Below are 23,883 nucleotides of genomic sequence, written 5' to 3'. Positions count from 1 at the left end.
GTGATCTGCGTCGAGACGCGCACATGAAGGCCGCGCTCTCGGCTCAGATCAACAAGACCGATCGCAACGATGCCCCCGGCATCGCACAGATGATGCGCGTCGGGCTCTACAAGCCGGTTCATGTCAAGAGCGTCCGGAGCCAGGAGATCCGGATGCTGCTCACTGCGTGCAAGTTCGTGCAGACGAAGATTCTCGATGCGGAGAACAACCTGCGAGGCCTGCTGCGCAACTTTGGCCTCAAGGTCGGAGCCGTGACCCGGCTCAGTTCGAGCGGCGCATTATCGAGTTGCTCGAACAATCCCCGCATCTGCACTTGGTGATCGGCCCCCTGCTGGAAGTCCGTCACGTTTTGAGAGAGCAGTTCCAGCGCCTACACAAGGCAATGGAACGGCTGGCCGAGAGTGACGACACCTGCAAACTGCTCATGACTGCCCCGGTGTCGGACCGATGGTCGCCCTGAGTTTCCGAGCGGGCGTCGACGAGCCGGCGCGGTTCAGCCGGTCGCGCTCCGTTCCAGCCCACTTCGGATTGACGCCCTCGCGCTATCAATCCGGCGAGATCGATCAGGATTGCGGCGATGCCGGGATTCGATGGGTATTGATTGAAGCCGCCGGGATTCAACTGCGAATCTCGAAGCGGAGTTCGCCACTGAAGGCGTGTCCAGCCGATAGATGGGTAACACTTTGAACCGGATACATAGGTGACACTTCTCTCCCCCTATGCGTCCGCCGCAGCGCCAAGCGGATTGGTTGGCGCGGCGCTGCGGCGGACAAGCTTCATGTGCCGTGTGTCGATGATGCCGAGCGGGTGGGCATGGAATGAGAGTGTCCATTGTCCGTCTTCGGTCTCCAACGCAGCGACCGGTTCGCCCGCCAGCGCTTGCGAGACATATATGAAGCCGCCATTCCATCGGATCTCGCCATTGTGGCGCACGCGGCGGACCGAGGCCTCGGCCGGATAGCGGCTCGATGCATCCATCACCGTCAAGGGTTCGCAACGGCACCCGTCACGGGTCCGAAACCAGCCCTTGTGATCGCCAGTCCACACCGCGTTCGGCTCCAGCGGCTGTGGCCATGGTCCATTGCCGCAGGCCCGTAGCCGTGGCCGCTTGCGGGCGCTGACAAGCCCATGCCGCGCAAGGATCGCGCCGACCGTCGAGGCTGAAGGCCACATGAACTCGGGAGCCGTGCGCCTGAGCCGTGCCACGATCTTCTTTGGACCCCAAAGCGGATGCAGCTCCTTGGCCGCCAGAATCCGCTCAACCAGGTCCTGAGCTGTTGCACGGCCTTGATTGAGCGGTGCTCGCGGCAGGTCGTGCAAACCTTCCGGGCCGAACTCCCGATAACGTCCGAGCCATTTGTAGCCGTTCTTGCGTGAGATCCCGTAGGCCGCACAAAGCGCAACCATCGTCTCATCCCCAGAAAGACACTCCACAACAAACCGTAGCCGCTCGTCCATGATGCCAGTCTCTCGCCAAACCATCGCCGGTCCTCCGGCGAACAAGAAAACTGTCACCCATGCTATCGGTCCATTCTGTTACCAATCTATCCGGTTCGGACAGGCGTGGGGTCTCTCCGTCGCTTGCCGGCGAGGTATGGCGAAGGCTACCGTGGCGGTGGCACGGCGTCTGGCGATCATCCTGCATCGGATGTGGGTCGACAACACACCCTATCGCTGGGAGGCCAATGCCGCCTGAGAGATCGAATTAAGGGTTCCGCGTCGCCGCGCGGATAGAGGTCCCGTTCAGGGACGAGTGGGTAGGCAATCTCGAGGCGGGCTTGGACGTCAGCTCGGACTGATAGTTTCGCAAAAAAGATTGAGATGCCTCTCCATCCGACCCGATCATGAAGCGGTCACGCGCCGACTTGAAGAGAAGCCAGACCCCTGGCGGGCACTCATCATCTCCGGCGCATCAAAACCGTTACGCATCAGCCATCCAGGCGACGACCAACGCCGCGCCTGCTATCCACGGTGAGTACCCCTTTGCTTGACAAACCCAGCCCCAAAAGAGAAGTCCCGCCGGAACGAACCGGCGGGCGAGACGGAAAGAAACGGGCCTAACTGGAATCAGGCGGCCTGAACGGAACTCAGTTCGACCAGGGCGTAGCCAAGCTGCGACGTTTACGGCTCGGGCTACGTCTACATTTTAGGCACTGATACCTGCGTGCGCATCGGCGGCTATGTCCGTTACGACGTCGGCTTGGGCCATGTCGGATTGTTTGACCACGCAAGAACCTCGGATGTGAGGACTGGTGAGGATCAGGGCACATCGCAAAAAAACACGCGCTTCACATTGAAAACTTGGACCGGCCAGGAGACCGAACTCGGCACGTTGAAGACCTATACCGAAACCCGCGTGAACTTCGGCAACCGAGACACTTCGGTTTCCGACAGTTCTCGGTCCTATGCCTTCAATGGAGGCATCACCTTGACTTCCGCCTGGTCCAGCCTGGTGGCCTGCGAGTTGGTAAGGACTGGTCGGCCATCGGCGACTTCAATGCAAACGTGGTTCGGTATTACATTGACGCGAGTGATGGCTTTTCGACTGTGGTTTCACTCGAAGAAAGCTCGGGCGTAGTCGGCACTATCGACAGCTATGTTCCGCACGTAGTCGGCGGCGTGAAATACACGCATGTCTGGGGCGCGATCACCGGCGTTGCCGCTTATGATAGCAACCGCGAATCGTTGGCCGCCAAGTTCCGTGTCGACATCAATTTGCCAACGCTGGCCGCCAGCTTCGGCACCTTCGGGCCGGATCTGGTCGGCGACCGCGCGCCACTGGGCACTGGCGGCTTTGGGGGTCTCTCCTGCGCGAAGGCGGTGGCGATGAGCCGAGACGACGCGGCGGCCGCTCTTACCGGCGTGCACCAGCACGTTCCTCATGAATCGGACGCGGCAGCGCTGCCATGTGACTGAGAGTACCTTGGTCACGGCGGCCTTCAGACCTGGATGACGGCTGCCAGCGCCTTCTCAGCCATGCGGCGCGGCTCCAGGAAGATGGCGAGTAGGAGCCCTTTCTGAGCTTGGGGATGCGCAGTTCGACCGTTCCGGCCCGCGTCTCCCAGTCCCTGTTCGCGGTAGCCATTGCGCTGGGCGGTCCGCAGCGCGCTCTTCTCGCCGTAGCCGGCGGTGCCCGTCGCGGCACCACAGGAGATCGGCATCGGGGGTCTTCTCCACGAGCGCGCGCAGGTTCATCATGTCGTCGCCCATCGGTGGTTCCTTCGAATCAGATTGGTGTCAGCAACCCGACCATAACGGAAGAACATCGAGACTACCGCTGCGCCGCTCGCGCCAAGCCGCATGACCAGCATCATGGCCGCCCCATTTTGCAGAACTTGACGCACACAACCCCGCACGCTCCGCCGAGACCAGTTGGCTCTGCATGATCCCCTACGCCGATCTTAAATCCCAAGAGGTACCGAAATGGGAAGAAAACCCAGTCAACCGCAATCGTATGCGGGCCGAATTTGGATCATCTTTTCCATTTCGTCGGTAACACACTTCTTGTCGATGAAATAGCGTTGGTGCACGGCGTGCTCCATGTCGAGTTTCAGTGGCCTCTGCCGGACGGGCGCGTAATCGACCTCGAAGCAATATACCCGGACTCTTACCCGCGGCTTCGGCCTCACGTGATGCTCCGGTGCGATCCAGAGCAATATCCGTCGCGTCACTGTGCCCCCGACGGCAGCCTGTGTCTGCTCGGTCGCGAGAGCGGCTTATGGCAGAGCAGGATGACTTTGTCCGACATCTTGTATTCCAATCTGGCCAAGGCGCTTGACGCTTCGACGGATGAGGACCCTCAGGGTGAGCCAGCGGAGGTGTGGTGGAACGAGACCGCCGATCGGAGTAGCGGCAACTGTGTGCTGGTTGACAGCTCCTGGAACTTGGCGGGTTTCGATCAGGGCTTGTTTGAGATCGAATTCGCAGTGCATTGGGGGAAAGACCGTCCGGCGATCCAGGCTGCCGTTTTAAAGGTGTGGAGCGACACCGAAGAACTGCTCCACCGTCCCAATCACCGTTGGTCGAAGAAGGGAAGCTGCGGTATTTCCTTGGAAGCGGGACGATGACCTTCCAATGGCGACGCAGCAGGAGCTACCGAGCCTGATGAAGCGTCTCGGTCCCGGAGCGCGGTACGTCAGTACGTCCGAGGGTGATATTCGCATGTCTGCCACGCTCAAGAAATCAGAATTGCAGTTCCAGAAGTATGGCGACGCGTGGGTGTTCGTGCTGACATATAGAAAGAACGTCCTTCGGCGCACCAGGAAAGGCTTTCAGAAGGCCAAAGAGGCTGCATTCGTCCTCCCTACATACCGAGCCGGAGCTAACGACATTGGTAGCCGTGTTCCATCTGTTGCAGCCCTGGGAAGCAAGACCGTTGCTATAATTGGACTCGGATCTCTAGGTTCGCCGGCGGTCGCCGAGTTGGCCAAGAACGGTTGTCGAAAGCTAATCGTGTGGGATTGCGATTATGTTGAGCCGGGGAACTCCATCCGCTGGGCTGCAGGTGCTTCAGCCTGGGGCAGACGAAAAACGGAGTTCATCAAGGAAAATATCGAACTTGAATACCCTTGGACCACGGTGCAACCATTTTTCACAGGATTGGCGGCGCCTATCCAGGTGCGGATGGCGTCGGAGACCACCAGCTACTTACCGCCTTGATGGAGGCAACGGATCTGGTGATCGATGCTGCCGCCTCGACGCGGAGTGTCGTTTCTGCTGGCGGATTGGTGCCGAGACTACAATGTTCCCATGATATCGGTCTATGGATCGACAACGCTGAAGGGAGGGGTCGTCGCCTACCATCATCCGGAATCCGGCTGCCCAGTCTGCAAAGAGATTGCCCACGCCACTGGCGCAATCGTTCGAGCGCCCGGCAGCGGGGTGCCCAGGGGATCATCCAGCCGCCGGGTTGCTCGGAGGCAACCTTCATAGGTGCTTCGTTCGATCTCTAGGAACTTACCCTAGAAGCCGTTCGGATGGCCGTCGACGTTCTTTCCCGCCCACAGGACTTCGTGGTTTCGCTCGTTCATACCCTCACATTGTATGATGGCGCGAAGCGGATGCCGCCAGCTTGGAAGGTTAACTAACTGCATCCCAGTCCGGAGTGTGGCGCTGCAGTTTTCTCCCGAACCAAGATTGGCAGCAGGCCGAACTCGCAAAACAGTATCATCGATCAGGCAGGCTCGACGCCTACCTCGGCGACTGGCATACTCACCCGGACTGACCGGCTGAGTGGAACAGACCGAGCCTGTATTAGGAATCTCATCAAAACTTCGTCTGCACGGGCTTCCACCCCTATCATGATGCTGGTGTGCGGCAAGTCAGCCAATTGGATACTTCACGGCTGGGTGTGCGAACTGAGGCCACGTTTCGGCTGGTTCAAAGGCCTATGCGAGTGGGAGGCCGATGTCGCGGTTTATGGCTGAAACGGTGATTGGCTCGGCAACAGATTGATCGTGCCATTCCTCCACCATGTCCTGAGCCGCAGGGCGCGTGGGCGTAAAGAGCCGGCAGAAAGCGTCACTTTGAAAATTGGGAAGGTCCTCACAAAACAGAACGATCCGTGTACCGCTGATCAGCCGGCCCGCGACCGCGCGGCGGATCCTTTCGAGGGCGCAGATGTGGTTAGAATTTGCAGACTATAGCGCTTCTGCTTGCCCAGGGCGGCAATGTGTTGATGGCGGCGAACTTCACTTCCAGCCAAGTCGTTCTCGTCTGATCAAGAGATGACGTCTCGGCCAAGGCGTCCGCCGCAAGTTGGGCCGGTGAGCAGGATAGTGTGGGGCAGCATCGCCAGGCCGCTCGGCCAGCCTGTTCGTCTGCACGCCCGAGCAAGAATACGGCCATCCTCACGCGCTGGTGTGGAGAAGGAGAAAAAGTGGCGCAGGCTATTCCGTTTCGCCAAGGGCTGGAAATGGAGTGATCGCCCAATCGATCGACTCAACGGCGCGCTGAAGTATCGCCTCGGTCTCGGCGCGGGTGGCTGAAACGGCTATCACATGTCCGATAGTGTCTCGGTAATCGCCTTTTCTGACGATCGGCGCCTTAGGTTCAACATAAAATTTGACCTCGGCGACACCAGGTATGGCAGCCGCCCGGCTATCGCCGTCAATCCAATCGAGGGTGCCATCGCGATCAGGATTTAGACACCGCGCGGCCGCGGTCTGCGAATGCATTCTGCGTAAATCGCATTCTTCGCCGATGACAAGTTTGATGTGCTCGGTGATGAGATCGACACCGTAAGCCAGCTGAATCAGTTGGGGAGTGGGCGCGCCATGAAGCCGCGGATTGACTTCAATGACGACTGGACCACGCGTGGTCCATCGGAATTCTATCCCCGTTGGCCCCCAGCCAAGTGCCAGAGCTCGCAAACAGCTCAGCGAAAGATCGGCGATACGCTCATGCTCGTCATCATTCAGAGGGGCTGGAATGGTCGCTTCACGAGAGACGAAATGCGGTGGAGGGCCGAAGTCCCAGGTGCCAATCCCAATCACCTCATTTCCCATCATTTCAACGGTATACAGAGGGCCTTGTGCGAATTCTTCGACAAGTATCCTTGGCGAGGGCTGCCGTATGTGCTTTCCGCACAACAGATAGGTCGTATGCTCGGCCAACTCATCAACGTTGCGGCACAATCGGATGCCGATACTGCCGCTGCCTATGGCTGGCTTAAGAACCACCGGCAATCCGATCACCGCGGCAAAGTTTTCTACTTCTGTCGCATTCGCTGCCAGGCGATAAGCCGGTGTTGGAATGCCGGCCTGCGCAAGGAGCTGACGCTGAGTGAATTTGTCGCAGCATCGTTCAATCGATGTAGGGTTCGGTCCAGGTAGACCGAAATGCCGGCACAGCTTGCCAGCCATCACACAGGCCGACTCATCAGCGCGCGAAAACCCAATAATGCCAGCAATCTCATAGGTTGCGCATATTCGGGAACATTCGCGGATCAGCGACTTGAGATTGTCCGTATCGACACGAATTGCCTCAATGCGTTCCGCCGCAAGATAGTCGTACTGAGCTGGATCAGCCGACAGGGTAATTGGATGAAGACCAAGACGTCGGGCTGCTTGGACATATTGCAAACCCATGCGGCTATGACCTTCAACGAGGATAAGTGCTCCTTTTGCCATTGCTGCCGACTCCGATGTTCCGCGCTATGCCGTGGTCTGACCGTCAACAGCATCAGCTGTCATTCGTGCCTGATCTCGGACTTGTGGTAAAGGTACCATTGTTCACAATCGGCAGTCGCGAAGATTTCGTGAAAGATAGTTGAAGGAATTGTTGCTAATTTTTGACATATACTGTGTGAGGCGGGTCATTCGACGAAGATCGAAAAGGACGCAATTTGACCAATAACTCTGCACCGTACAGTCTTTAGCCTGCGTGAGCTTTAAGATGTGGGAGCTGATCGTTGCTGGTCCGATTAATCCACCTGTCCTTGCAAACGTTTTTCATGAGTAATGTTTGCGAAGCGATTGATGAGCAGAGCCGCTGAGTATCCCGAACGGGAGGTGATATCGGCGCGCCGAACCCTTGAAGGGCGCGGTCCGGCAATGGAAGCAAAACCCCTCGCCTGTACTGACGCTGAAGCCAGACATCGCCGCCGTTTCCCGGCGGTATGCCCTGCCGGGCGATGTAACGTTCGAGCATGGGGACTGCCGTGCCTGGGCGATCGAGAACCAGGGGTATTCGCAGCGTCGGTCCTGCGGGCTCGGGGGCATTGAGCCGCGGGTCCACCGCTACTGTCCATCGCGACCAGATGAGCCGGTTTGCGGAAGCGGCTGCGGAAGTTTCCGCCGAACGCCGGCGCTTTGGCTACCGTTGGCTGCACCTGCTCCTGAAGCGCTGGGCACCAGGGCACCGATAGCAGTCCGCAGGGCGCCAACCAGCGCTGGAGCTCGACTTCGTCTCCGACACGCTGACCGATGGCCGCCGCTTCCGGGTCCTATGTATCATCGACGACTTCAGCCGGGGGTGCCTGGCCGTGGTCGACAACTCGACTCTCGGGTGAGCGTGTCCGGGAACTCGACATCATCGCCGAGCATCGCGGCTACCCCTGTATGATTCGTGTCGGATAATATGGCACCGAGCTGACCTCGAATACCTGGTGCGGCAGGAGGATCGGCATCGAATGGCACTACATCGCACCGGGCAGGCCGATGCAGAATGGCTTCGTGGAAAGCTTCAATGTCGGCTACGCGATGAGTGCCTAAACGAAGGCTCTTCACCAGCTATCGGCACGCCCGCCTTGCCGATCCGATTCACCTCAACTATTACTCCACCGACTCAAGCTGCAGCCTTAGGCTGCTTGGGGGATACCCGAAGTACTCCCGGAACGATCGCGAAAAGTGTGATGGGTTATCGAAGCCTGTCTCGATTGCAATTTCAAGCATCGATGCTTGCGTCTCAAGAACGAGCCGTTTCGCACGCTCCAAGCGCAGTATCCGGTAAACCGCCGCAGGTGAAGAGTGTAGTTTTGTATGGAAAAGGCGTTCGAGCTGGCGCCTGGATAATCCGATCTCCGCAGCCAAACGCGAAATTGACACGGCATGTTCGGTGTAGCTTTCCATGAAAATGAGAGCTGCCTTGATCCGCTGATCAGTGCCGCCATAAAGCGGCGGACTTCCAACTTGTACGTGAGAAGCGGGTCTTGTTCTGTCGATCTGAAGAAAGTTCAGGGCGTTCCGTTCCGCCCTCGCGTTGATGTGTCGCCTCACTATTGTTGCGGCCATGTCGACGACACCACTTCCACCAACACATGAGCCTCTCCGCCGATCTAAGTGGAATAGGCGATCTGGACGCGCCTGTTGATCCGGGAATCGCATCTGGAACTCGGCAAAGTGGAGCCAGCTCACACAGGTGCTATGGTCATGCAAGAGGCCGGCTTCCGCTAATATGAATGTTCCCGTGCATATGCCGATTAAGGGGATCCGAGCATTATCAGCCTGCTTTAGATAATCTATGGTCGCAGCATCAACAGGTTCCGCCACTCTGAGAAGACCCCCCACCACAACTATGTAGTTGAATTTGGTAGGATCCGTGAACCGGGAGGTGGGGGTCACCTCGACCCCGCAGCTCGAGATGATCGGGTTCCTCATGTTCGCCAGCACCTCCCAGTCGGCGTAAACCCGTCCGGATTTATCCAGAACATCACTTGCTAGGCGAAGTGTATCCACAAACAAGGCAAAGGCCGAAAGAGTGAAGGACCGGGATAGGATAAAACCTACAGTCAATTTTGACTTTTGCATCCGGCGCGGTCCTATTCAGCACGTCAATGTCGCTTCAGCAAGTCTAAACAGTAATAACGGTGAGTTCAGTTGTGGGTCAGGATGTTATCAGAAACGGCGAACGTCGATATGCAGTCGGGATTTGCTAGCCCGTCCCGAGCCCTACCTACGATGTTTACTTGGAACATCCATGCATCTGGTATCCCGAAACGAGTCGAGCATTCAACTGCTGCGTTTCCTCCCTCGCGGATCGAGAGTTCCATTAGCCGATGCATTGCATGACGAAGTCCAATAATCGCCTGGCTTTCCATCGTCGAATGAACCTGATTTTCGCGCATGGTTCGCGTCCCGTTCTTGAACTCGGCTATTGAGACGACCAAGCCGGACCCCCCTTATTGCTGCGAATTCCCCTGATTCAGAGTTTCTCCCGAAGGCGCACCTCACCTGCGAAAAAGCTCCTGCCAAAGAATTCGCGACGATGAAAGACTCCACCGGCGCGGAACAGCAAGTAAGACGTGCAATTGGGCGAGTTACACCGGCAAAATGAACAGCAACAGACTGGGGACGAACACATCGGTTCTGACTGCAATACGAACTGCTGCGGAGCCGATGCCAGATTGTCTATAATACAAATACCAGGCGTCTGACCCGCGTCCATCCGATCATTCAGCCCCCCACGGATTCATCAAAAACCATAAAGTATTTCTTTATTGTCTCAGTCTGCTTCCAGACGCCGTTGAATCCAGATGGCATGAAGAAGCTATCTCCAGCCACGAACGTTTCTTCCCGTCCGTCATCATGGATGATGGTGACGGATCCTTCGATCACATGCATGAACTCGTCCTTCGGATAGCTATCGATCTTCTCGCTGTACGCAGTAGCTTCCGAAACCCCGACGCGTACCTGTCCCCCTGATCGATCGCCGACAAAAAACTTGTGTCTGCGAACCTTTGCTTCTTTCCCCGCAAGCACGCGGCGAGCCGGAATATCTTCCCAATCAGAAAGGCCCTGGACATCGTCCCCGTCGGGTGAGAGACGGATAACGCGAAGATTTGACATGCTAAGCTCCTTTGTAATTTCTAGCGCAAGATAAGGGCTAGGACGGTAGATTTGGCGAGCACGAACTGTTTAACGCGCCCGACGGGCGCGTGTAGACGTTCCCGATCGATCCGAACGAGTGTTTCTTATCCTCGCGTTCGCGAATACGCTGTAATCGGCCAGTTAGTGGCACTATTCTGCCAAACTTCAGAGAGTAACGCTCTGACCGATGACGTTGACGATCAACGAGGCACTGGGCTGAAAAAACATCGCCAAACGGTTGACGGAACGGGATTTGCCCGTCGCGAGTCGCACGCGTTCTTCCAATGGTGTAATTCCATAAAACGACTTGTAGGCCTTGCCAAACCACGACGCTGACGAGTATCCGCACGCAACTGCTATGTCAGAGAGAGGGAAGGCAGAATTCAGCAGCAGCGACTGAGCTTTCTGTAGCCGTAACGCAGTGTAAAACTTTCCCGGCGAAACTCCAAATTCGGCTTCAAATTTGCGATGCATTTGCCTGAAAGATATGTTCGCCCGCGCGGCAATGTCCTCTAGTGGCAGGACGACGGATGTTGCCTGGCGCATGGCATCCACAGCTGCGAACAGCCGCTTGTCGCGAACCAGGAGACTGGTATCTGCGTCTTTGAGAAAGAAATGTTGCCGAACAAGTTGCGCCACTTCCTCACCTTGATATTCAGACAAAAATTCGAGCGTCATATCCAGTACGGCCATACCGCCACAGCAGGTAAAAATTCGCCCGCTTCGTTCGATGCCAGAGCCGCGAAAGTCGACGTCCGGAAAGAGCTCTCGCGCGCTTTCAAGGTCATCCCAATGGATTGTAGCCCGCTTACCCATTAGTAAGCCCGCCTCGGCAAGTAGCAAAGGTGCAGTATCGACCGCAAGTATCCACGCGCCATGCCGACGAGCAGATCGCAGCCAGTTAAAGAGCTTGTCAGACCGAGCCTCCTCGGGAAAGTAAGATACATTCAAAAAAACAATTTCAGCGGGCGCAACAAGCCCGTCAATTTGCGACTGAGCTTCTAGCGTGAAGCCATTACTAGCGCGGGGTGAACCAGACTGAACCCCTTTGATCTTCCAGTCGAAAGCCCTCCGGCGATGGACCAGGTTGGCAAACCGCAACGCTTCAAGAAAGAGGGTGGCTGTCAACATAGAGAAGCCATCCGCTAAGACGACATCAACCATGGTGCTCTTATTCGTTAGCTCTGTCTGAAGACGGTTTTCCATTCGCAACCTAGATGAAACGGCGAGAGCTGAACGGTGTTAGATCGTAGCTACTACGGCCCATAACAATCAAGTCGCACATTGTCTTTCCGATGATCGGCCCTATGCCAAAGCCGTGGCCACTCAGACCTGCAGCGACAAACAGACCACTCGGGTGCTGCAATTCATCCAGGACCGGCAGCTCGTCAGGCATGTAGTCAATAAAACCAGCCCACGCTCGATCATAGGAAATAGGGCCAGCCCCAGGATATTCCTCCAGGAAAAGTCTAGCTGCCTTCCAAAGGCCCCTCAAGTCTGGTTTAGGATCAAGGGTGCGATGAGTTGTGAAGTCGGAAAACTCTCCTGTGAGGCTCTGCAGCAGCGGTTTGCCAATACTGAACCGAACATTTCGCCAGTTGCGTCGTGCAAGCGGCAGAAACCTGAAACCAGTGGTCAGGCTTTCTAGCATGAGATCATGGAAGCCATCTTCTGCAACTGCAATATTCAAGCGGCCGTCGGGACGTTGACGATAGGCGCACTTGCCCCAAACGACGAGCTTCCGCATTTCGATAGGAAGCACACCTGTTCGGCCCACAGAGCCGCGTATCCATAGGCTGGGGTGGAAGACGCCAAGAGGTTTCAAAAGGCGACTAGTCCACGCTCCAGAGGCTAGGAGGATTGTCTCGCTTTCTAGTCGACCCTGCTCTGTTTCCACTGCACACACCGCCCCGTTTGTGGTCTCGATCGCCTTGACCGCAGTGTAGTCCATAATGACAGCGCCGTTTCTCGCAGCCCCTCGCGCGAAGGCTGGTGCCGCCTTTTCGGGCTCCGCATTCCCATCTGTTGGTGTGAACATGGCTCCGTCGCATTTGCTGGCATCAAAATGTGGCAGCAAGTCACCAACTTGGCCCCTGGTAAGGAGTTCGGTCGTGAGACCGAACTCCTTAGCTATGGGAAGGAAAGCTTCAGATCGTTCCCTCATCTCTTTGTCGTAGATGACCCGCATCTGTCCCTGCTGTCGCCAGTCGACGCTTTCGCCCAGCTCCTTTTCGATGCCTCTCCAGATGTCAAGGCAGTCGAGCATCATCGGAATCTCACTCGCATCACGCCCTTGGCTCCGAACAGCCCCCCAGTTACGGCTGGATTGCTCTCCCGCTATCCGCCCTTTCTCCAAAAGAGCAACGCGCTTACCAGCCTTGGCGAGATAGTAAGCGGCCGTCGTACCAACAATGCCGCCACCCACCACTACGGCGTCATACTGGGCCTTCATTGAGCGGCCGCCTTACAGGCTGACTCCGGATAGTGCTCGTCAGCGAAGCCACGCGAGATGAAACCATCCCGTACACTGCAGTTAACTTCAGTTCGTGAGCGTTCTTCGGGCGGGCCGAATCCAGCGCCACCCGGCGAAATAAGTCGAACGGCGTCGCCCTTAGCCATGATCCTGTCAACGACGAACATTTCAAGTTCTTCGACTTCTCCATCGGCTCGATGATATTCGAGCGAGGAGCGCCCACCATCCCCACCCCCGAAGATGCCCGGGGCGGGGCTCTTCTTGCCGTCGGCCTTGGTCGAGACCGACACCCCGTCCACTAGCGAGCCGATGTCCCGGATTATGGCAGCACCTCCCTGGGTTCTACCGGGGCCGACGGTGTCCGTGGCAAGACCATATTCACGGACGATAAGCGGGAATTCGATTTCCAGTGACTCTGCTGGAGTGTTTGAAGTGTTGGTGGTCCCCACCTGTGTTCCGTGCATGCCATCCTTATGAAGGGTGGCGCCTACGCCGCCCGCTACGGTTTCGACGTAAACAAATGGCTCACCGGACTTACGCATCCCGTAAAATGCCATCCCAGTGTTAATATCGGCCGATGGAGCGACTGCACGATCTCGAGGCAGTACCTGTGCAAAGGCAAGAGTGATTGCACGAACAACGCGTTGCGCGGTATATTCGCGGTTGCCAATAGCTGCTGGAAACGTCGGATTTAAGATTGTTCCCATTGGCGCGTTGATACGAACAGGTTGAAACATACCAAAGTTTGCAGGAATGCTCGGATCAACCATCATGTTGATACCGCAGAAGGCTGCCGCCAAGAGAGGATACTTGCCCATATTGATAGCGCCTTTGGCTTGTGTGTCTGTGCCTTCGAAGTCTAGGGTAAGGTCGCCATCTAGAATCCGAACCGTAAGGCAGATTTTCTTCCGCGGACCGGGGACGCCTTCATCGTCAGTCCAAGCAATAGATCTGTACTCACCATTCGGTAGCTCTTTCAGCCGCTGGCGCATCCGCCGTTCGGTGTACGTCAGAAGATCGGCCATGCTTTTCTGTACACGTGCAAGGCCGTATCCGTTCGACAGCTTGCGCAGACTCTCCGCACCTTGGCTATTTGCAGCAATTTGTACCTTGAGATCGAGAATTCGCTCCATAGGATCGCGCGTATTGTGGGCGATCATATAGAGAAGATCTTCATCAAGTTGACCTTCCCGCACGATCCGAACATGAGGGATGCGAATCCCTTCAGCAAATACGCTTGTCAGGATGTGGTCCGTGGAACCAGGGATAACTCCCCCAACGTCCGAATGGTGACCAATGTTGCCAATGAAATATTCAATCTTGCCTTCGATGAATACTGGGGTGATGATCGCAATGTCATTATTGTGGGAACCGCCAGCGAGGTAGACGTCATTGCATATGAACACATCACCCTCACGAATATCCTCCAACTTGCGGGTTTTTAGCAGCGTTTCAACGCCTCCCATCACGCCAGACAGAAGCATCGGAATGTAGAGAGCTTGGCAAATAAGCCGGCCCTTCTTGTCGAAGATCGCCACGGAAGCGTCTTTGCGCTCCTTGATGTTCGTCGAGAACGAAGAGCGGATGAGAGTATTCATGACTTCGTCGGTTATCGACAAAAGGCGATTGTTGAATACTTCCATGTCAATTGCATTGATCTCAGTCATGCGTCCAGCCTTTTCCGGGTCAGAATGATGTTGCGCCAATTGTCGACTCTCGCGGTCCAGGTGGCAGGTAGGACCGTTGTGGCCGTAAGTTCTTCGATAATGGCAGGGCCACTAATCGTCGCGTCGACCGGGAGGCGAGCGCGGTCGAACACCACTGCCTCCGTCCACCCGCCATTGTCGTCGCCCATGTGCACGGACCTCGTGCCAAGTGTTGCGTCCTCGACGGTAGAGGTGACTACCGGCGGCTCTTCAAGCGGGTTCGCTATTTTTCCGATTGCTTCGACGCGCGCATTGACAATCTCGATGTCACGATCTTCAACGTGGTAGCCATAAACGTCATCGTTTACACGGTAGAAGGCGCGGATGAAGGCTTCTTTGTCGTCCGTGTCCGCCTCTACGCGAACTTCGAAGTTCTGTCCGATGTACCGGGCTTCAATTACTCGTATGTATTGTCTCAGCTGATCCGGAACTCCTTCGCTGACCAACCACTCTTCTGCTTCAGCGGTCAGTCGCGCGGCTTCCTTAAGGACTTTCCCCCAGCTTTCCTCGGACAATGCGATCACGTGTGACTTAACAAAACTGCGCGAAACGTCCGAAAGCAGCACCCCGCGAGCACACATCGTTCCTGGCGCCTCAGGCACGAGCACGGTTGGAATGCCCACCTCGTCCGCCACGAAGGTCGCATGCAATGGACCCGCCCCACCAAAGGCGACCAGAGCGAAGTCCTTCAGGTCGCAGCCGCGCTCGACCGAAATCGACCGGATAGCGCGCGCCATATTTGCCACCGCAATACGCAGGATGCCATCAGCTGTCTCGTCGGCCGAGGCACCTATCTTCGCCGCGATATCCGCTATTGCCCCTTTGGCTGCTGCTTGGTCGACCGGCATGGCACCGTTGAGGAGAGCAACAGGATTCAGCCGTCCCATGTGAAGATTAGCATCGGTTATGGTCGGCTCGGTGCCTCCGAGCATGTATCCCACTGGACCTGGCACTGCCCCAGCTGAATGAGGGCCTGCCTTGAGTGCTCCAGCATCGTCAACCCATGCTATAGATCCGCCGCCGGCGCCGATGACATGGACATCGACCATAGGGCAGCGAACAGGATAGCCCGCTACCTCCCGAAGCGGCGTGTACGCTCCTCTCCCGTTAAGGATCAAGGAGACATCTGTGGAAGTTCCTCCGACGTCAAAGGTCACCGCGTTGGGAAAGCCTGCGGCTAAGGTCACCTGCGCAGATCCAACAACTCCCGCTGCTGGACCGGACAAGCATGTACGGACAGGGTATGCCTTAGCGGTGTCCATCGACATCAGGCCCCCGTTTGAATGTACCGTGTGCGGAACGGCGCGGATGCCTAATGCCTGAGTCCGCCGCATGAGACGATCGAGATAACCGGCCATCTTAGGCGTCAGGTACGAGTTCATAACGGTGGTAGAAAAACGTTCAAATTCGCGGAATTCCGGCTGCACGTCGGAGCTCAGGGAAATTGGAACGTTGGGTAGTTCCTGCTGAAGAATTTCTCCGGCCCGCTTTTCGTGCCCGTCGAACCGATAGGCGTGGACGAAGCAGACTGCAACTGCGGCTACGCCCGCCTCCCGGAATTTGGCCGCGGCCGCGCGTACCGCGTCCTCGTCGAGGGGGATTATCTCGTCGCCATCCGCAGTAAACCGCTCGGCGATCTCAAGCCTTAACCAACGTTCCACCAAAGGAGCAGGTCTGTGGATAGAATAGTCGTAAAGATGCGGCCGCTGCTGACGCGCAATCTCCAAGGTGTCTCTGAAACCCTTCGTTGTGATAAGGCCGGTCAGAGTCCCCTTCCGCTCGATTATCATATTGGTCGCGACGGTTGTGCCGTGCCCGAAGTGCGCAATGGTGGCGGGATCGACACCTGCCGCAATCACCTGCTTTAGTCCATTCTCGATCGCCTCTGACGGGTCATGAGGCGTTGAGGGAGTTTTGAAGTTGTAAACTTCACCCGTATCTTCATCTATGAGCGAGAGATCGGTGAACGTTCCGCCGACGTCAACGCCGACCCGAAATTGCTTCTGTGCCATAATAGTCCCGAACCTGATTGCAGCGCCCCAAGAAATTTGGGGTTACGCTATGATTTCCGATCCTGCAGCGAGCGACAGCACGATTCTGGCCATTCGATAGCGGAATCTGGTCGACAGTTGTCAGTGCGACGTGCAGCCATGTCCGGGGTCAACAGGTCCCTGGCGCGGAACTGCGTCCGCGCGTCGAGGCAGTAGCTATGTCTATATAATTCCATAAAATGGCAATTTACTAAGTTCCCCACCTGGTTCAGCGCGCCGAATATCCCTGACTTGAACAGGAGAAGCGGCCATGCCTGTCCGTACCTCCCTATCGAAGGGTTTGCAGGTAGCTCCTTTTCAAAATTTCAAGCGGGTGGCCAACGTTTGGTCTGAGGCAGCGTCGGGGGAAGTCATGTCTGGATCGACTAACATGACTGACGCCAAAAATAGAGCGAGAGAGGGATTCTACATGAATAATAGAGAATACGTTCGCAACTTCATCGGCGGTGAATTTGTTGAAGCAGTGAGCGGCGAACGTTACGAAATTATCAATCCTTCCGACGAGACGATTATCGCTTCCGCCCCTCAGTCAGGCGCCGCTGATGTTGAGATTGCCGCGAGGCGGGCGAGGGACGCATTCAAGGAATGGCGGGATACGACGCCGTCAGACCGTTCCAACATCCTACTCGAGTTGGCTAACCGCCTCGGCGAAGGCAAGGACCGCCTAGCTCAGCTTGAGATGTTGAATGTTGGCAAGCCCTTAGCGATGGCTAAAGGCGAAGTCGACATTGCAATCGATAATCTCAAGTTTTTTGCAGGCGCTGCAAGGGTTCTCGAAGGCAAGTCCGCTGGTGAGTATCTTCGCGGCTATACATCGATGATCCGGCGCGAGCCTATTGGTGTCATCGGGCAGATTGTTCCTTGGAACTACCCTTTGATGATGGCTATCTGGAAAATTGCCCCGGCATTGGCGGCCGGAAATACGATCGTTCTTAAACCGTCCGAACTCACTCCAATAACGACTTTTGTAATGGCAGAGCTATGCAAAGGTCTGCTTCCGGATGGCGTGCTGAATATCATCTGTGGAGACGGGGATCCTGTAGGATCTTCGATTTCCTCGCACTCCGATATCGACATGGTTGCACTGACAGGCAGTGGTCGATCGGGAAAGCATGTTGCAGCGTCTGCGGCCAACAGCTTTAAGCGCGTCCACCTTGAATTGGGCGGCAAAGCCCCTGTTTTGGTTTTTGGTGACGCCGACCTGGCCCTCGTCGCCTCTACGGTCAGGATCATGGGGCTTTGGAATTCCGGCCAGGAGTGCGGCTCTCCCTGCCGGATCATCGCCTCGGAAGGCGTTTACACGAAGCTTCTGGATCTCTTGGGAACTGAGTTGTCTTCCGTAGCCTACGGCAATCCCGTGAGTGACGAAAGCATCGCCATGGGACCAGTTATCTCGCGCCAACAACGGAATCGCATTCACGGATTTATCGACAAGGTAGACCCCAAGAACATTCTTGTGGGCGGGACAAGCGTTGCGCAACAGCGGGGATTTTTCGTTGCTCCCACCTTAATAGCGGGCGTGTCTCAATCGGATCAGATCATTCAAAATGAGGTGTTTGGACCGGTCGTCACACTGCAGAAGTTTAGCACCGAAGCCGAAGCCATCAAGTTGGCGAACGATGTCTCTTACGGACTGGCTGCGTCGGTTTGGACACGGGATGTAGCGCGCGCTCACTCGTCCATCAGGAACCTGAATTTTGGAACAGTGTGGGTCAACGATCACCTACCTTTTGTTTCGGAGATGCCTTGGGGAGGCTTCAAGCAGTCCGGATACGGCAAAGACCTGTCCCCATACTCGCTGGAGGATTACACCCAAATCAAGCATGCAATGGTTAAGTTTGCCTAATGTTTGAAGACGCCACCGAGCGTGTTCTCGTAACCAAAGTAAAAAGGGGAATGCAATGACTAGCAAGTTTCCAAATGAAATCGTCCATGGCTCAACGCGCAGGCAGTTCCTTAAAACGTCTGCGGCGTTGGGAGCGTCAGCCATGATATGTGCAGCGTTGCCAAGCATCGCGTCCGCTGGTCCCGTGCGAGGAGGGACGCTTAAGGCCGGTATGGTAGGTGGCGCGACGACGGACAGTCTTGATCCTGCTGTGTGGACTAGCAATGTGCCGACCTTTCTGGGCCGGCATTGGGCGGAGCAATTGGTGGAAGTATCCCCATCCGGTAAGGTAGAGCCTGCTCTCGCAGAAGCTTTCTCGTCTTCGCCAGACGCGATGGTTTGGACTTTCAAGATCCGCAAGGGGGTGCAGTTTCACGATGGCAAGGAGATGACGCCTGCCGACGTGGTAGCTACGCTTGAACGACATTCGGATGCCAAATCGAAATCTGGTGCGTTGGGGCTCTTGGGGGCGATCGACAAGATAAGTGCCGTTAATCAGGACGTTGTTATTTCTTTAAAAGCGCCGAACGCGGATTTTCCATATCTGATGGCCGACTACCATCTAATGATCCAGCCAAATGGTGGGAAGGACAACCCGACAGCTGGTATCGGAACTGGCCCATATCACTTTACTGTCAACGAGCCGGGGGTCCGACACGTAGGCGAGCGTTTTGCCAATTATTGGCGCACGGATCGCGGTTTTGCCGATCGGATCGAAATTATCATCATCAACGACTCCTCGGCGCGTATGGCGGCCTTACAGGGTGGAATCGTTGACATCGTCAACCGCGTCGAGCCGAAGGTCGTCGATTTGATCAAGCGTGCACCTGGGGTGACGATCCGCGACGTAGCGGGTAGAGGTCATTATTTGTTCGCTGCCCACTGCAACACAGCTCCTTTCGACAACAAGGATCTTCGTCTCGCGTTGAAGTACGCAATTGATCGCCAGGAAATGGTAGACAAGATCCTTATGGGCTACGGATCAGTTGGCAACGACACCCCAATTAACAAGTCCTATCCATTTTTCACCGACGCAGAGCAGCGATCATTCGATCCCGATAAGGCGAAGTTTCACTTCAAAAAGTCAGGATACGATGGAGCGATAACATTGCGGACATCCGACGTCGCGTTCCCCGGCGCCGTCGATGCTGCGCAGCTTTATCAGCAGAGCGCTGCGAAGGCGGGGATTACGCTTGATATCAGACGCGAACCGGGAGACGGCTATTGGGCCGAAGTTTGGAACAAACAGCCATTTTGCGCATCCTACTGGGCAGGCCGACCGACGCAGGACCAAATGTTCTCGACGTTGTATTATTCCAAGGCCGACTGGAACGAAACCCGCTTCTTCCGGGATGACTTCGATAAAATGCTGCTGGCAGCGAGAGGCGAGTTGGATCAGGAAAAGCGCAAAAAGCTCTACGCGGACATGAATGAAATCCTACGTGATGACGGCGGCGCCATCATTCCAATGTTCAACGACTTCATTGACGCGACTGGGCCAAGGGTTGGCGGTTGGGTCGATGACGGGAACCAGGAAATGATGGGAGCCTACGCTCTATCCAAGTGCTGGGTCCAGGCCTAAGCATGATCTTGAAACTGATAGCCCAGCGCATTGCGCTGGGCTTCGTTCTCCTGTTGGCCGTTTCGGTCCTGATCTTCGCCGGCACCCAGATCCTGCCCGGCGACGTCGCGCAAGCCATCCTCGGACAATCGGCGACGCCGGAGTCGCTCGCCAATCTGCGCGAGCAGCTCGGCCTCAACGATCCCGCTTATATCAGGTACTTCCACTGGCTTGGCGGAATCCTGACCGGCCATCTCGGTACCGCAATGTCGACAGGACAGGATATCGGGACCGCTATCGGGGGCCGACTTTCCAACACACTCGTTTTGGCATTCACCGCCGCAATCGTCGCCGTGCCGCTGGCAATCATCCTCGGCCTGATCGCGGTGCGCTACCGCAATGGCTGGATCGACAAGCTTATCTCCGGACTGGCGCTGGCCTCGACCTCGTTTCCCGAATTCTTCATCGGCTATGTGCTCGTCTATTTCTTCGCCGTGAAGTGGCAGATCTTCCCGGGCATCTCGACCGTCTATGACGGCATGCCGTTCGGCGAGCGCATGCAGGCGATCGCGCTTCCGGCCACGGCGCTGACACTGGTGGTGCTCGCCCATATGATGCGCATGACGCGCGCGGCGATCCTCAACGTCATGCAGTCGGCCTATGTCGAGACGGCGGAGTTGAAAGGTCTCTCGGCCTTCAACGTCATCCGCAAGCATGCCTTCCCGAACGCCCTTGCGCCGATCATCAACGTCGTCATGCTCAACCTCGCCTATCTCATCGTCGGCGTCGTCGTGGTCGAGGTGATCTTCGTCTATCCGGGCATGGGACAGTATCTGGTCGACCACGTCACCAAACGCGACGTGCCTGTCGTGCAGGCGGTCGGCCTGATCTTCGCCGCCGTCTACATCAGCCTGAACATCATTGCGGACATTGCGGCGATCGTCGCCAATCCGCGTCTCAGACATCCGAAATAGGGGGCGGGTATGCTCGATATCAAACGCATTCCCATCCCCGCCCTGATCGGCATCGTGCTGACCTCCCTGTTTGTGCTGGCGGCGATCTTCGCGCCCCTGATTGCACCACACGGCAATGGCGAGATCGTCGGCGACGTCTGGGAACTGATGTCGGCCGCACACTGGCTCGGCACCGACAATCTCGGTCGTGACCTGTTGTCGCGCATGATCTACGGCGCCCGCATCACGCTGTTCATCGCGGTGCTTGCCACCGCGCTATCGTTCTCGCTCGGCGCCATCCTCGGCTTCTCGGCGGCGGTGTTCGGCGGCTGGTTCGATACGCTGTTATCGCGACTGGTCGACCTCCTGATGTCGATCCCGACGCTGATCATGGGCCTGGTCGTGCTCTCCGTGCTGCCTACCAATCTGGTGACGCTGATCCTGGTGATGGGCATTCTGGACTCGACCCGCGTCTATCGTCTGTCGCGGGCTGTTGCTGTCGACATCAACGTCATGGACTATGTCGAGGCGGCGAAGCTGCGCGGCGAAGGCGAGGTCTGGATCATCTTTCGCGAAATCCTGCCCAATGCGCTGTCGCCGCTGGTTTCGGAACTCGGCCTGCGCTTCATCTATGCCGTACTGTTCCTGTCGACGCTGTCCTTCCTCGGGCTTGGCGTGCAGCCGCCGGACGCCGATTGGGGCGGCATGGTCAAGGAAAACAAAGATGGCATCGTCTTCGGCATAGGCGCCGCCCTCATTCCGGCGGCGGCGATCGCAGCGCTGGCGATTTCGGTCAATCTCGTCGCCGACTGGGTGCTCACCCGCACGACAAGCCTGAAGGGAGGACGCGGGTAATGGCTGACAAGCAACCGAAGCCCGGGCAACCGAAGCCCGGGCAACCGAAGTCGGGCGTGCTGCTCGACATCCGCAATCTGCGCATCGAGGCCACGGTATATCCGCCGGGTGAGGCGCCGAAGAACATCGTGCTGGTGCACGATGTCTCGCTGACGCTCGAAAAGGGCAAGGTGCTCGGATTGATCGGCGAGTCCGGCGCCGGCAAATCGACCATCGGCCTGTCGTCGATGGGCTACGGCCGCGGCGGCGTGCGCATCACCGGCGGCGAGGTCATCCTCAATGGCCGCGACATCCTGAAGGGCGGCAACGAAGGGTTTCGCAAATTGCGCGGCCGTGAGGTCTGCTATGTCGCGCAATCGGCGGCAGCCGCCTTCAATCCGGCGCACAGGCTGATGGACCAGGTGGTCGAGGCAGCACTCCTGCACGGCACGGCGACGCGGGCCGAAGCCGAAAAGCGCGCCGTGGCGCTGTTCAAGAAGCTCAGCCTGCCGAACCCCGAAAGCATCGGCGAGCGCTTCCCCCACCAGGTCTCGGGCGGTCAGCTGCAGCGCGTGATGACGGCAATGGCGCTGTGTTCCGAACCCGATTTGATCGTCTTCGACGAGCCGACCACGGCGCTCGACGTGACGACCCAGATCGACGTGCTCGCTGCGATCAAGGAGGCGATCCGGGATACCGGCGTCGCAGCACTCTACATTACCCACGATCTCGCTGTGGTCGCGCAGGTCGCCGACGATATCCTGGTGCTGCGCCATGGCAAAATGGTCGAGAAGGGCACGACCAACCAGATCATCAAGGATCCAAAAGACGCCTATACACAGGCCCTCGTCTCGGTGCACAAAATAGCGCATGAGGAGAAGCGGCCGACACCGACGCCGATCCTGTCGGTGAAGAACGTTGCGGCCGCTTATGGCAATGGCATCGTCAAGGTGTTGAAGAATCTCTCCGTCGACATCCATCCCGGCCAGACACTGGCGGTGGTTGGCGAGTCCGGCTCCGGTAAGTCGACGCTGGCGCGCGCGATCACCGGACTCCTGCCACCGCAGCAAGGGGAAATCACATTCGACGGTCGCCTGCTGTCGAACCGGCTTGGTGATCGCACCAAGGAAGATCTGCGCCAACTGCAGATGATCTACCAGATGGCCGATGTCGCGATGAATCCGCGCCACACTGTCGGGACGATCATCGGCCGGCCGCTGACCTTCTATTTCGGGATAAGGGGTGCCGAACGTGACAAGCGGGTGAAGGAACTACTCGGGGAAATCGAGATGGGCACGGGCTTCATCGACCGTTATCCTGCCGAACTGTCGGGCGGCCAAAAACAACGCGTCTGCATCGCCCGCGCGCTCGCGGCCAAGCCCAAGCTGATCATCTGCGACGAGGTGACATCGGCGCTCGATCCGCTGGTGGCCAATGGCATCCTGAAGCTCTTGCTCAATCTCCAGCGGATCGAGCAGGTCGCCTATCTCTTCATCACGCATGACCTGGCGACGGTGAAGTCGATGGCCGATTCCATCGCCGTGATGTATCGCGGCGAGGTGGTGCGCTATAGCGCGAAGAGCCAGGTGCTGACGCCGCCCTTCGATGACTATACCGATCTACTGCTGTCGTCCGTGCCGGAGATGGAAATCGGCTGGCTCGAAAGAGCGATCGCCGGGCGAAAGATGGGAAGTGCAGGGAACTAGCGATGAAACCTTGGCGATCCGCCAGTTCTATGAGGTGTCCCTGCGCCGATGACTTCCTTTACCTGCGGAAGCTTTCTGGCGGCGTTGCTCGAACCGCGCATTGGGCAGTTTTCACCTACTCGCCACCCTCTCAAAAGGCGATCGATCTCGCCTACGGCGAGCGGGCGGACGCGAACCTCGGGAGCCATATACACTGCGCTCAATTGACGGCAGCCAGCATCAGGCCGAGGTCGCCGCCCGGCACTTCTGTGACCCGACAACAAGCGGCAGGAGAAGTAACATGGCTGCGATCTCACGAAGCCCCTTCGCCGCTCGCACAAACGCATGTTCCCTGCGAACTCAAGAACGTGCTCATCCATGATTACACGCCCGTCGGTCGGACAGGGTTCAAGGAAGCAGGGACAAGG

Annotated in this window: 18 protein-coding genes and 5 pseudogenes; 13 read left to right on the top strand and 10 right to left on the bottom strand. The window is 57.1% G+C overall.

Annotated features, from left to right (window positions below; translation table 11 throughout):
- The first annotated feature begins 23 nt into the window (after positions 1 to 23).
- Together NLY43_RS12970 and NLY43_RS12965 are read left to right on the top strand one after the other, a co-directional pair.
- A complete protein-coding gene (locus NLY43_RS12970) occupies positions 24 to 320 on the top strand; it encodes a transposase (RefSeq protein ID WP_023712948.1) in 297 nt (98 codons plus the stop codon).
- A gap of 91 nt (positions 321 to 411) precedes the next feature.
- Positions 412 to 687 (top strand): transposase, encoded by a 276-nt coding sequence (locus tag NLY43_RS12965; RefSeq protein WP_502882176.1) that lies wholly within the window; start codon positions 412 to 414, stop codon positions 685 to 687.
- A 30-nt stretch (positions 688 to 717) separates the two neighbouring features.
- Here NLY43_RS12965 and NLY43_RS12960 read toward each other — a convergent pair whose 3' ends face one another.
- Complete coding sequence (locus NLY43_RS12960) at positions 718 to 1,482, bottom strand: helix-turn-helix domain-containing protein (protein WP_286460925.1); 765 nt, start codon at positions 1,480 to 1,482, stop codon at positions 718 to 720.
- 76 nt (positions 1,483 to 1,558) lie between these two features.
- On the opposite strand from NLY43_RS12960, the pseudogene NLY43_RS12955 reads away from it, so the two are divergent.
- The 3 genes and pseudogenes from NLY43_RS12955 to NLY43_RS32785 form a co-directional block, all read left to right on the top strand.
- Positions 1,559 to 1,696 (top strand): annotated as a pseudogene (locus NLY43_RS12955) (IS110 family transposase); the annotation flags it as partial.
- 468 nt (positions 1,697 to 2,164) lie between these two features.
- Complete coding sequence (locus tag NLY43_RS12950; protein ID WP_502882175.1) at positions 2,165 to 2,578, top strand: porin; 414 nt, start codon at positions 2,165 to 2,167, stop codon at positions 2,576 to 2,578.
- Positions 2,506 to 2,658 (top strand): annotated as a pseudogene (locus tag NLY43_RS32785) (porin); the annotation flags it as partial. The gene NLY43_RS12950 and the pseudogene NLY43_RS32785, both read left to right, overlap by 73 nt.
- On the opposite strand, the pseudogene NLY43_RS32780 reads toward NLY43_RS32785, so the two are convergent.
- Positions 2,641 to 2,931 (bottom strand): annotated as a pseudogene (locus NLY43_RS32780) (hypothetical protein); the annotation flags it as partial. The pseudogenes NLY43_RS32785 and NLY43_RS32780 overlap by 18 nt on opposite strands.
- Positions 2,932 to 2,945: 14 nt before the next feature.
- Positions 2,946 to 3,143, bottom strand: a pseudogene (locus NLY43_RS12940) (transposase); the annotation flags it as partial.
- Positions 3,144 to 3,731: 588 nt separating this feature from the next.
- Between NLY43_RS12940 and NLY43_RS12935 the strand changes: the two are divergent.
- Both NLY43_RS12935 and NLY43_RS12930 read left to right on the top strand, forming a co-directional pair.
- Positions 3,732 to 4,067 carry a hypothetical protein gene (locus NLY43_RS12935; protein ID WP_245264054.1) on the top strand — a complete coding sequence of 112 codons (336 nt, stop codon included), beginning with the start codon at positions 3,732 to 3,734 and terminating at the stop codon, positions 4,065 to 4,067.
- A 94-nt stretch (positions 4,068 to 4,161) separates the two neighbouring features.
- Positions 4,162 to 4,659 carry a ThiF family adenylyltransferase gene (locus tag NLY43_RS12930; RefSeq protein ID WP_198025539.1) on the top strand — a complete coding sequence of 166 codons (498 nt, stop codon included), beginning with the start codon at positions 4,162 to 4,164 and terminating at the stop codon, positions 4,657 to 4,659.
- 1,229 nt (positions 4,660 to 5,888) lie between these two features.
- Here the strand turns inward: NLY43_RS12930 and NLY43_RS12925 are convergent.
- Positions 5,889 to 7,130 (bottom strand): ATP-grasp domain-containing protein, encoded by a 1,242-nt coding sequence (locus NLY43_RS12925; RefSeq protein WP_023715652.1) that lies wholly within the window; start codon positions 7,128 to 7,130, stop codon positions 5,889 to 5,891.
- A gap of 535 nt (positions 7,131 to 7,665) precedes the next feature.
- On the opposite strand from NLY43_RS12925, the pseudogene NLY43_RS12920 reads away from it, so the two are divergent.
- A pseudogene (locus tag NLY43_RS12920) lies at positions 7,666 to 8,247 on the top strand (integrase core domain-containing protein); the annotation flags it as partial.
- Positions 8,248 to 8,273: 26 nt separating this feature from the next.
- On the opposite strand, the gene NLY43_RS12915 reads toward NLY43_RS12920, so the two are convergent.
- From NLY43_RS12915 to NLY43_RS12890, 6 genes are all read right to left on the bottom strand, one after another.
- Positions 8,274 to 9,248 carry a GlxA family transcriptional regulator gene (locus NLY43_RS12915; protein ID WP_023712958.1) on the bottom strand — a complete coding sequence of 325 codons (975 nt, stop codon included), beginning with the start codon at positions 9,246 to 9,248 and terminating at the stop codon, positions 8,274 to 8,276.
- Positions 9,249 to 9,893: 645 nt separating this feature from the next.
- Positions 9,894 to 10,286, bottom strand: a complete 393-nt coding sequence (locus NLY43_RS12910; protein WP_023712959.1) for a cupin domain-containing protein — start codon at positions 10,284 to 10,286, stop codon at positions 9,894 to 9,896.
- A 186-nt stretch (positions 10,287 to 10,472) separates the two neighbouring features.
- Complete coding sequence (locus tag NLY43_RS12905; RefSeq protein WP_023712960.1) at positions 10,473 to 11,471, bottom strand: GlxA family transcriptional regulator; 999 nt, start codon at positions 11,469 to 11,471, stop codon at positions 10,473 to 10,475.
- 49 nt (positions 11,472 to 11,520) lie between these two features.
- Entirely contained in the window at positions 11,521 to 12,759 is a 1,239-nt protein-coding gene (locus NLY43_RS12900) for an NAD(P)/FAD-dependent oxidoreductase (RefSeq protein WP_023712961.1), read from the bottom strand.
- A complete protein-coding gene (locus NLY43_RS12895; protein WP_023712962.1) occupies positions 12,756 to 14,447 on the bottom strand; it encodes a hydantoinase B/oxoprolinase family protein in 1,692 nt (563 codons plus the stop codon). Before NLY43_RS12895 ends, NLY43_RS12900 begins: the two co-directional genes overlap by 4 nt.
- A complete protein-coding gene (locus NLY43_RS12890) occupies positions 14,444 to 16,498 on the bottom strand; it encodes a hydantoinase/oxoprolinase family protein (protein WP_023712963.1) in 2,055 nt (684 codons plus the stop codon). Before NLY43_RS12890 ends, NLY43_RS12895 begins: the two co-directional genes overlap by 4 nt.
- A gap of 409 nt (positions 16,499 to 16,907) precedes the next feature.
- On the opposite strand from NLY43_RS12890, the gene NLY43_RS12885 reads away from it, so the two are divergent.
- The 5 genes from NLY43_RS12885 to NLY43_RS12865 are packed head-to-tail and all read left to right on the top strand — an operon-like array spanning position 16,908 to position 23,476.
- A complete protein-coding gene (locus NLY43_RS12885; RefSeq protein WP_198025540.1) occupies positions 16,908 to 18,383 on the top strand; it encodes an aminobutyraldehyde dehydrogenase in 1,476 nt (491 codons plus the stop codon).
- 55 nt (positions 18,384 to 18,438) lie between these two features.
- The gene (locus NLY43_RS12880; protein ID WP_023715655.1) at positions 18,439 to 20,004 is read left to right on the top strand and encodes an ABC transporter substrate-binding protein; all 1,566 of its coding nucleotides are present in this window, start codon (positions 18,439 to 18,441) and stop codon (positions 20,002 to 20,004) included.
- A 2-nt stretch (positions 20,005 to 20,006) separates the two neighbouring features.
- Positions 20,007 to 20,957, top strand: coding sequence for an ABC transporter permease (locus NLY43_RS12875; RefSeq protein ID WP_023712966.1), 951 nt, complete (start codon positions 20,007 to 20,009; stop codon positions 20,955 to 20,957).
- Positions 20,958 to 20,966: 9 nt separating this feature from the next.
- Positions 20,967 to 21,791, top strand: coding sequence for an ABC transporter permease (locus NLY43_RS12870; RefSeq protein ID WP_023712967.1), 825 nt, complete (start codon positions 20,967 to 20,969; stop codon positions 21,789 to 21,791).
- A complete protein-coding gene (locus NLY43_RS12865; protein ID WP_023712968.1) occupies positions 21,791 to 23,476 on the top strand; it encodes an ABC transporter ATP-binding protein in 1,686 nt (561 codons plus the stop codon). Before NLY43_RS12870 ends, NLY43_RS12865 begins: the two co-directional genes overlap by 1 nt.
- Positions 23,477 to 23,883: the final 407 nt, after the last annotated feature.

The sequence above is a fragment of the Mesorhizobium sp. C416B genome (assembly GCF_030323165.1).
Taxonomy (GTDB): Bacteria; Pseudomonadota; Alphaproteobacteria; order Rhizobiales; family Rhizobiaceae; genus Mesorhizobium.
This window is presented reverse-complemented; position numbering and strand designations above follow the sequence as displayed.

Coding starts and splice junctions, on each gene's coding strand:
- NLY43_RS12970 (WP_023712948.1), top strand. CDS start 24: ATGAAGGCCGCGCTCTCGGCTCAGATCAACAAGACCGATCGCAACGAT.
- NLY43_RS12960 (WP_286460925.1), bottom strand. CDS start 1,482: ATGGTTTGGCGAGAGACTGGCATCATGGACGAGCGGCTACGGTTTGTT.
- NLY43_RS12935 (WP_245264054.1), top strand. CDS start 3,732: ATGACTTTGTCCGACATCTTGTATTCCAATCTGGCCAAGGCGCTTGAC.
- NLY43_RS12930 (WP_198025539.1), top strand. CDS start 4,162: ATGTCTGCCACGCTCAAGAAATCAGAATTGCAGTTCCAGAAGTATGGC.
- NLY43_RS12925 (WP_023715652.1), bottom strand. CDS start 7,130: ATGGCAAAAGGAGCACTTATCCTCGTTGAAGGTCATAGCCGCATGGGT.
- NLY43_RS12915 (WP_023712958.1), bottom strand. CDS start 9,248: ATGCAAAAGTCAAAATTGACTGTAGGTTTTATCCTATCCCGGTCCTTC.
- NLY43_RS12910 (WP_023712959.1), bottom strand. CDS start 10,286: ATGTCAAATCTTCGCGTTATCCGTCTCTCACCCGACGGGGACGATGTC.
- NLY43_RS12905 (WP_023712960.1), bottom strand. CDS start 11,471: ATGGTTGATGTCGTCTTAGCGGATGGCTTCTCTATGTTGACAGCCACC.
- NLY43_RS12900 (WP_023712961.1), bottom strand. CDS start 12,759: ATGAAGGCCCAGTATGACGCCGTAGTGGTGGGTGGCGGCATTGTTGGT.
- NLY43_RS12895 (WP_023712962.1), bottom strand. CDS start 14,447: ATGACTGAGATCAATGCAATTGACATGGAAGTATTCAACAATCGCCTT.
- NLY43_RS12890 (WP_023712963.1), bottom strand. CDS start 16,498: ATGGCACAGAAGCAATTTCGGGTCGGCGTTGACGTCGGCGGAACGTTC.
- NLY43_RS12885 (WP_198025540.1), top strand. CDS start 16,908: ATGACTGACGCCAAAAATAGAGCGAGAGAGGGATTCTACATGAATAAT.
- NLY43_RS12880 (WP_023715655.1), top strand. CDS start 18,439: ATGACTAGCAAGTTTCCAAATGAAATCGTCCATGGCTCAACGCGCAGG.
- NLY43_RS12875 (WP_023712966.1), top strand. CDS start 20,007: ATGATCTTGAAACTGATAGCCCAGCGCATTGCGCTGGGCTTCGTTCTC.
- NLY43_RS12870 (WP_023712967.1), top strand. CDS start 20,967: ATGCTCGATATCAAACGCATTCCCATCCCCGCCCTGATCGGCATCGTG.
- NLY43_RS12865 (WP_023712968.1), top strand. CDS start 21,791: ATGGCTGACAAGCAACCGAAGCCCGGGCAACCGAAGCCCGGGCAACCG.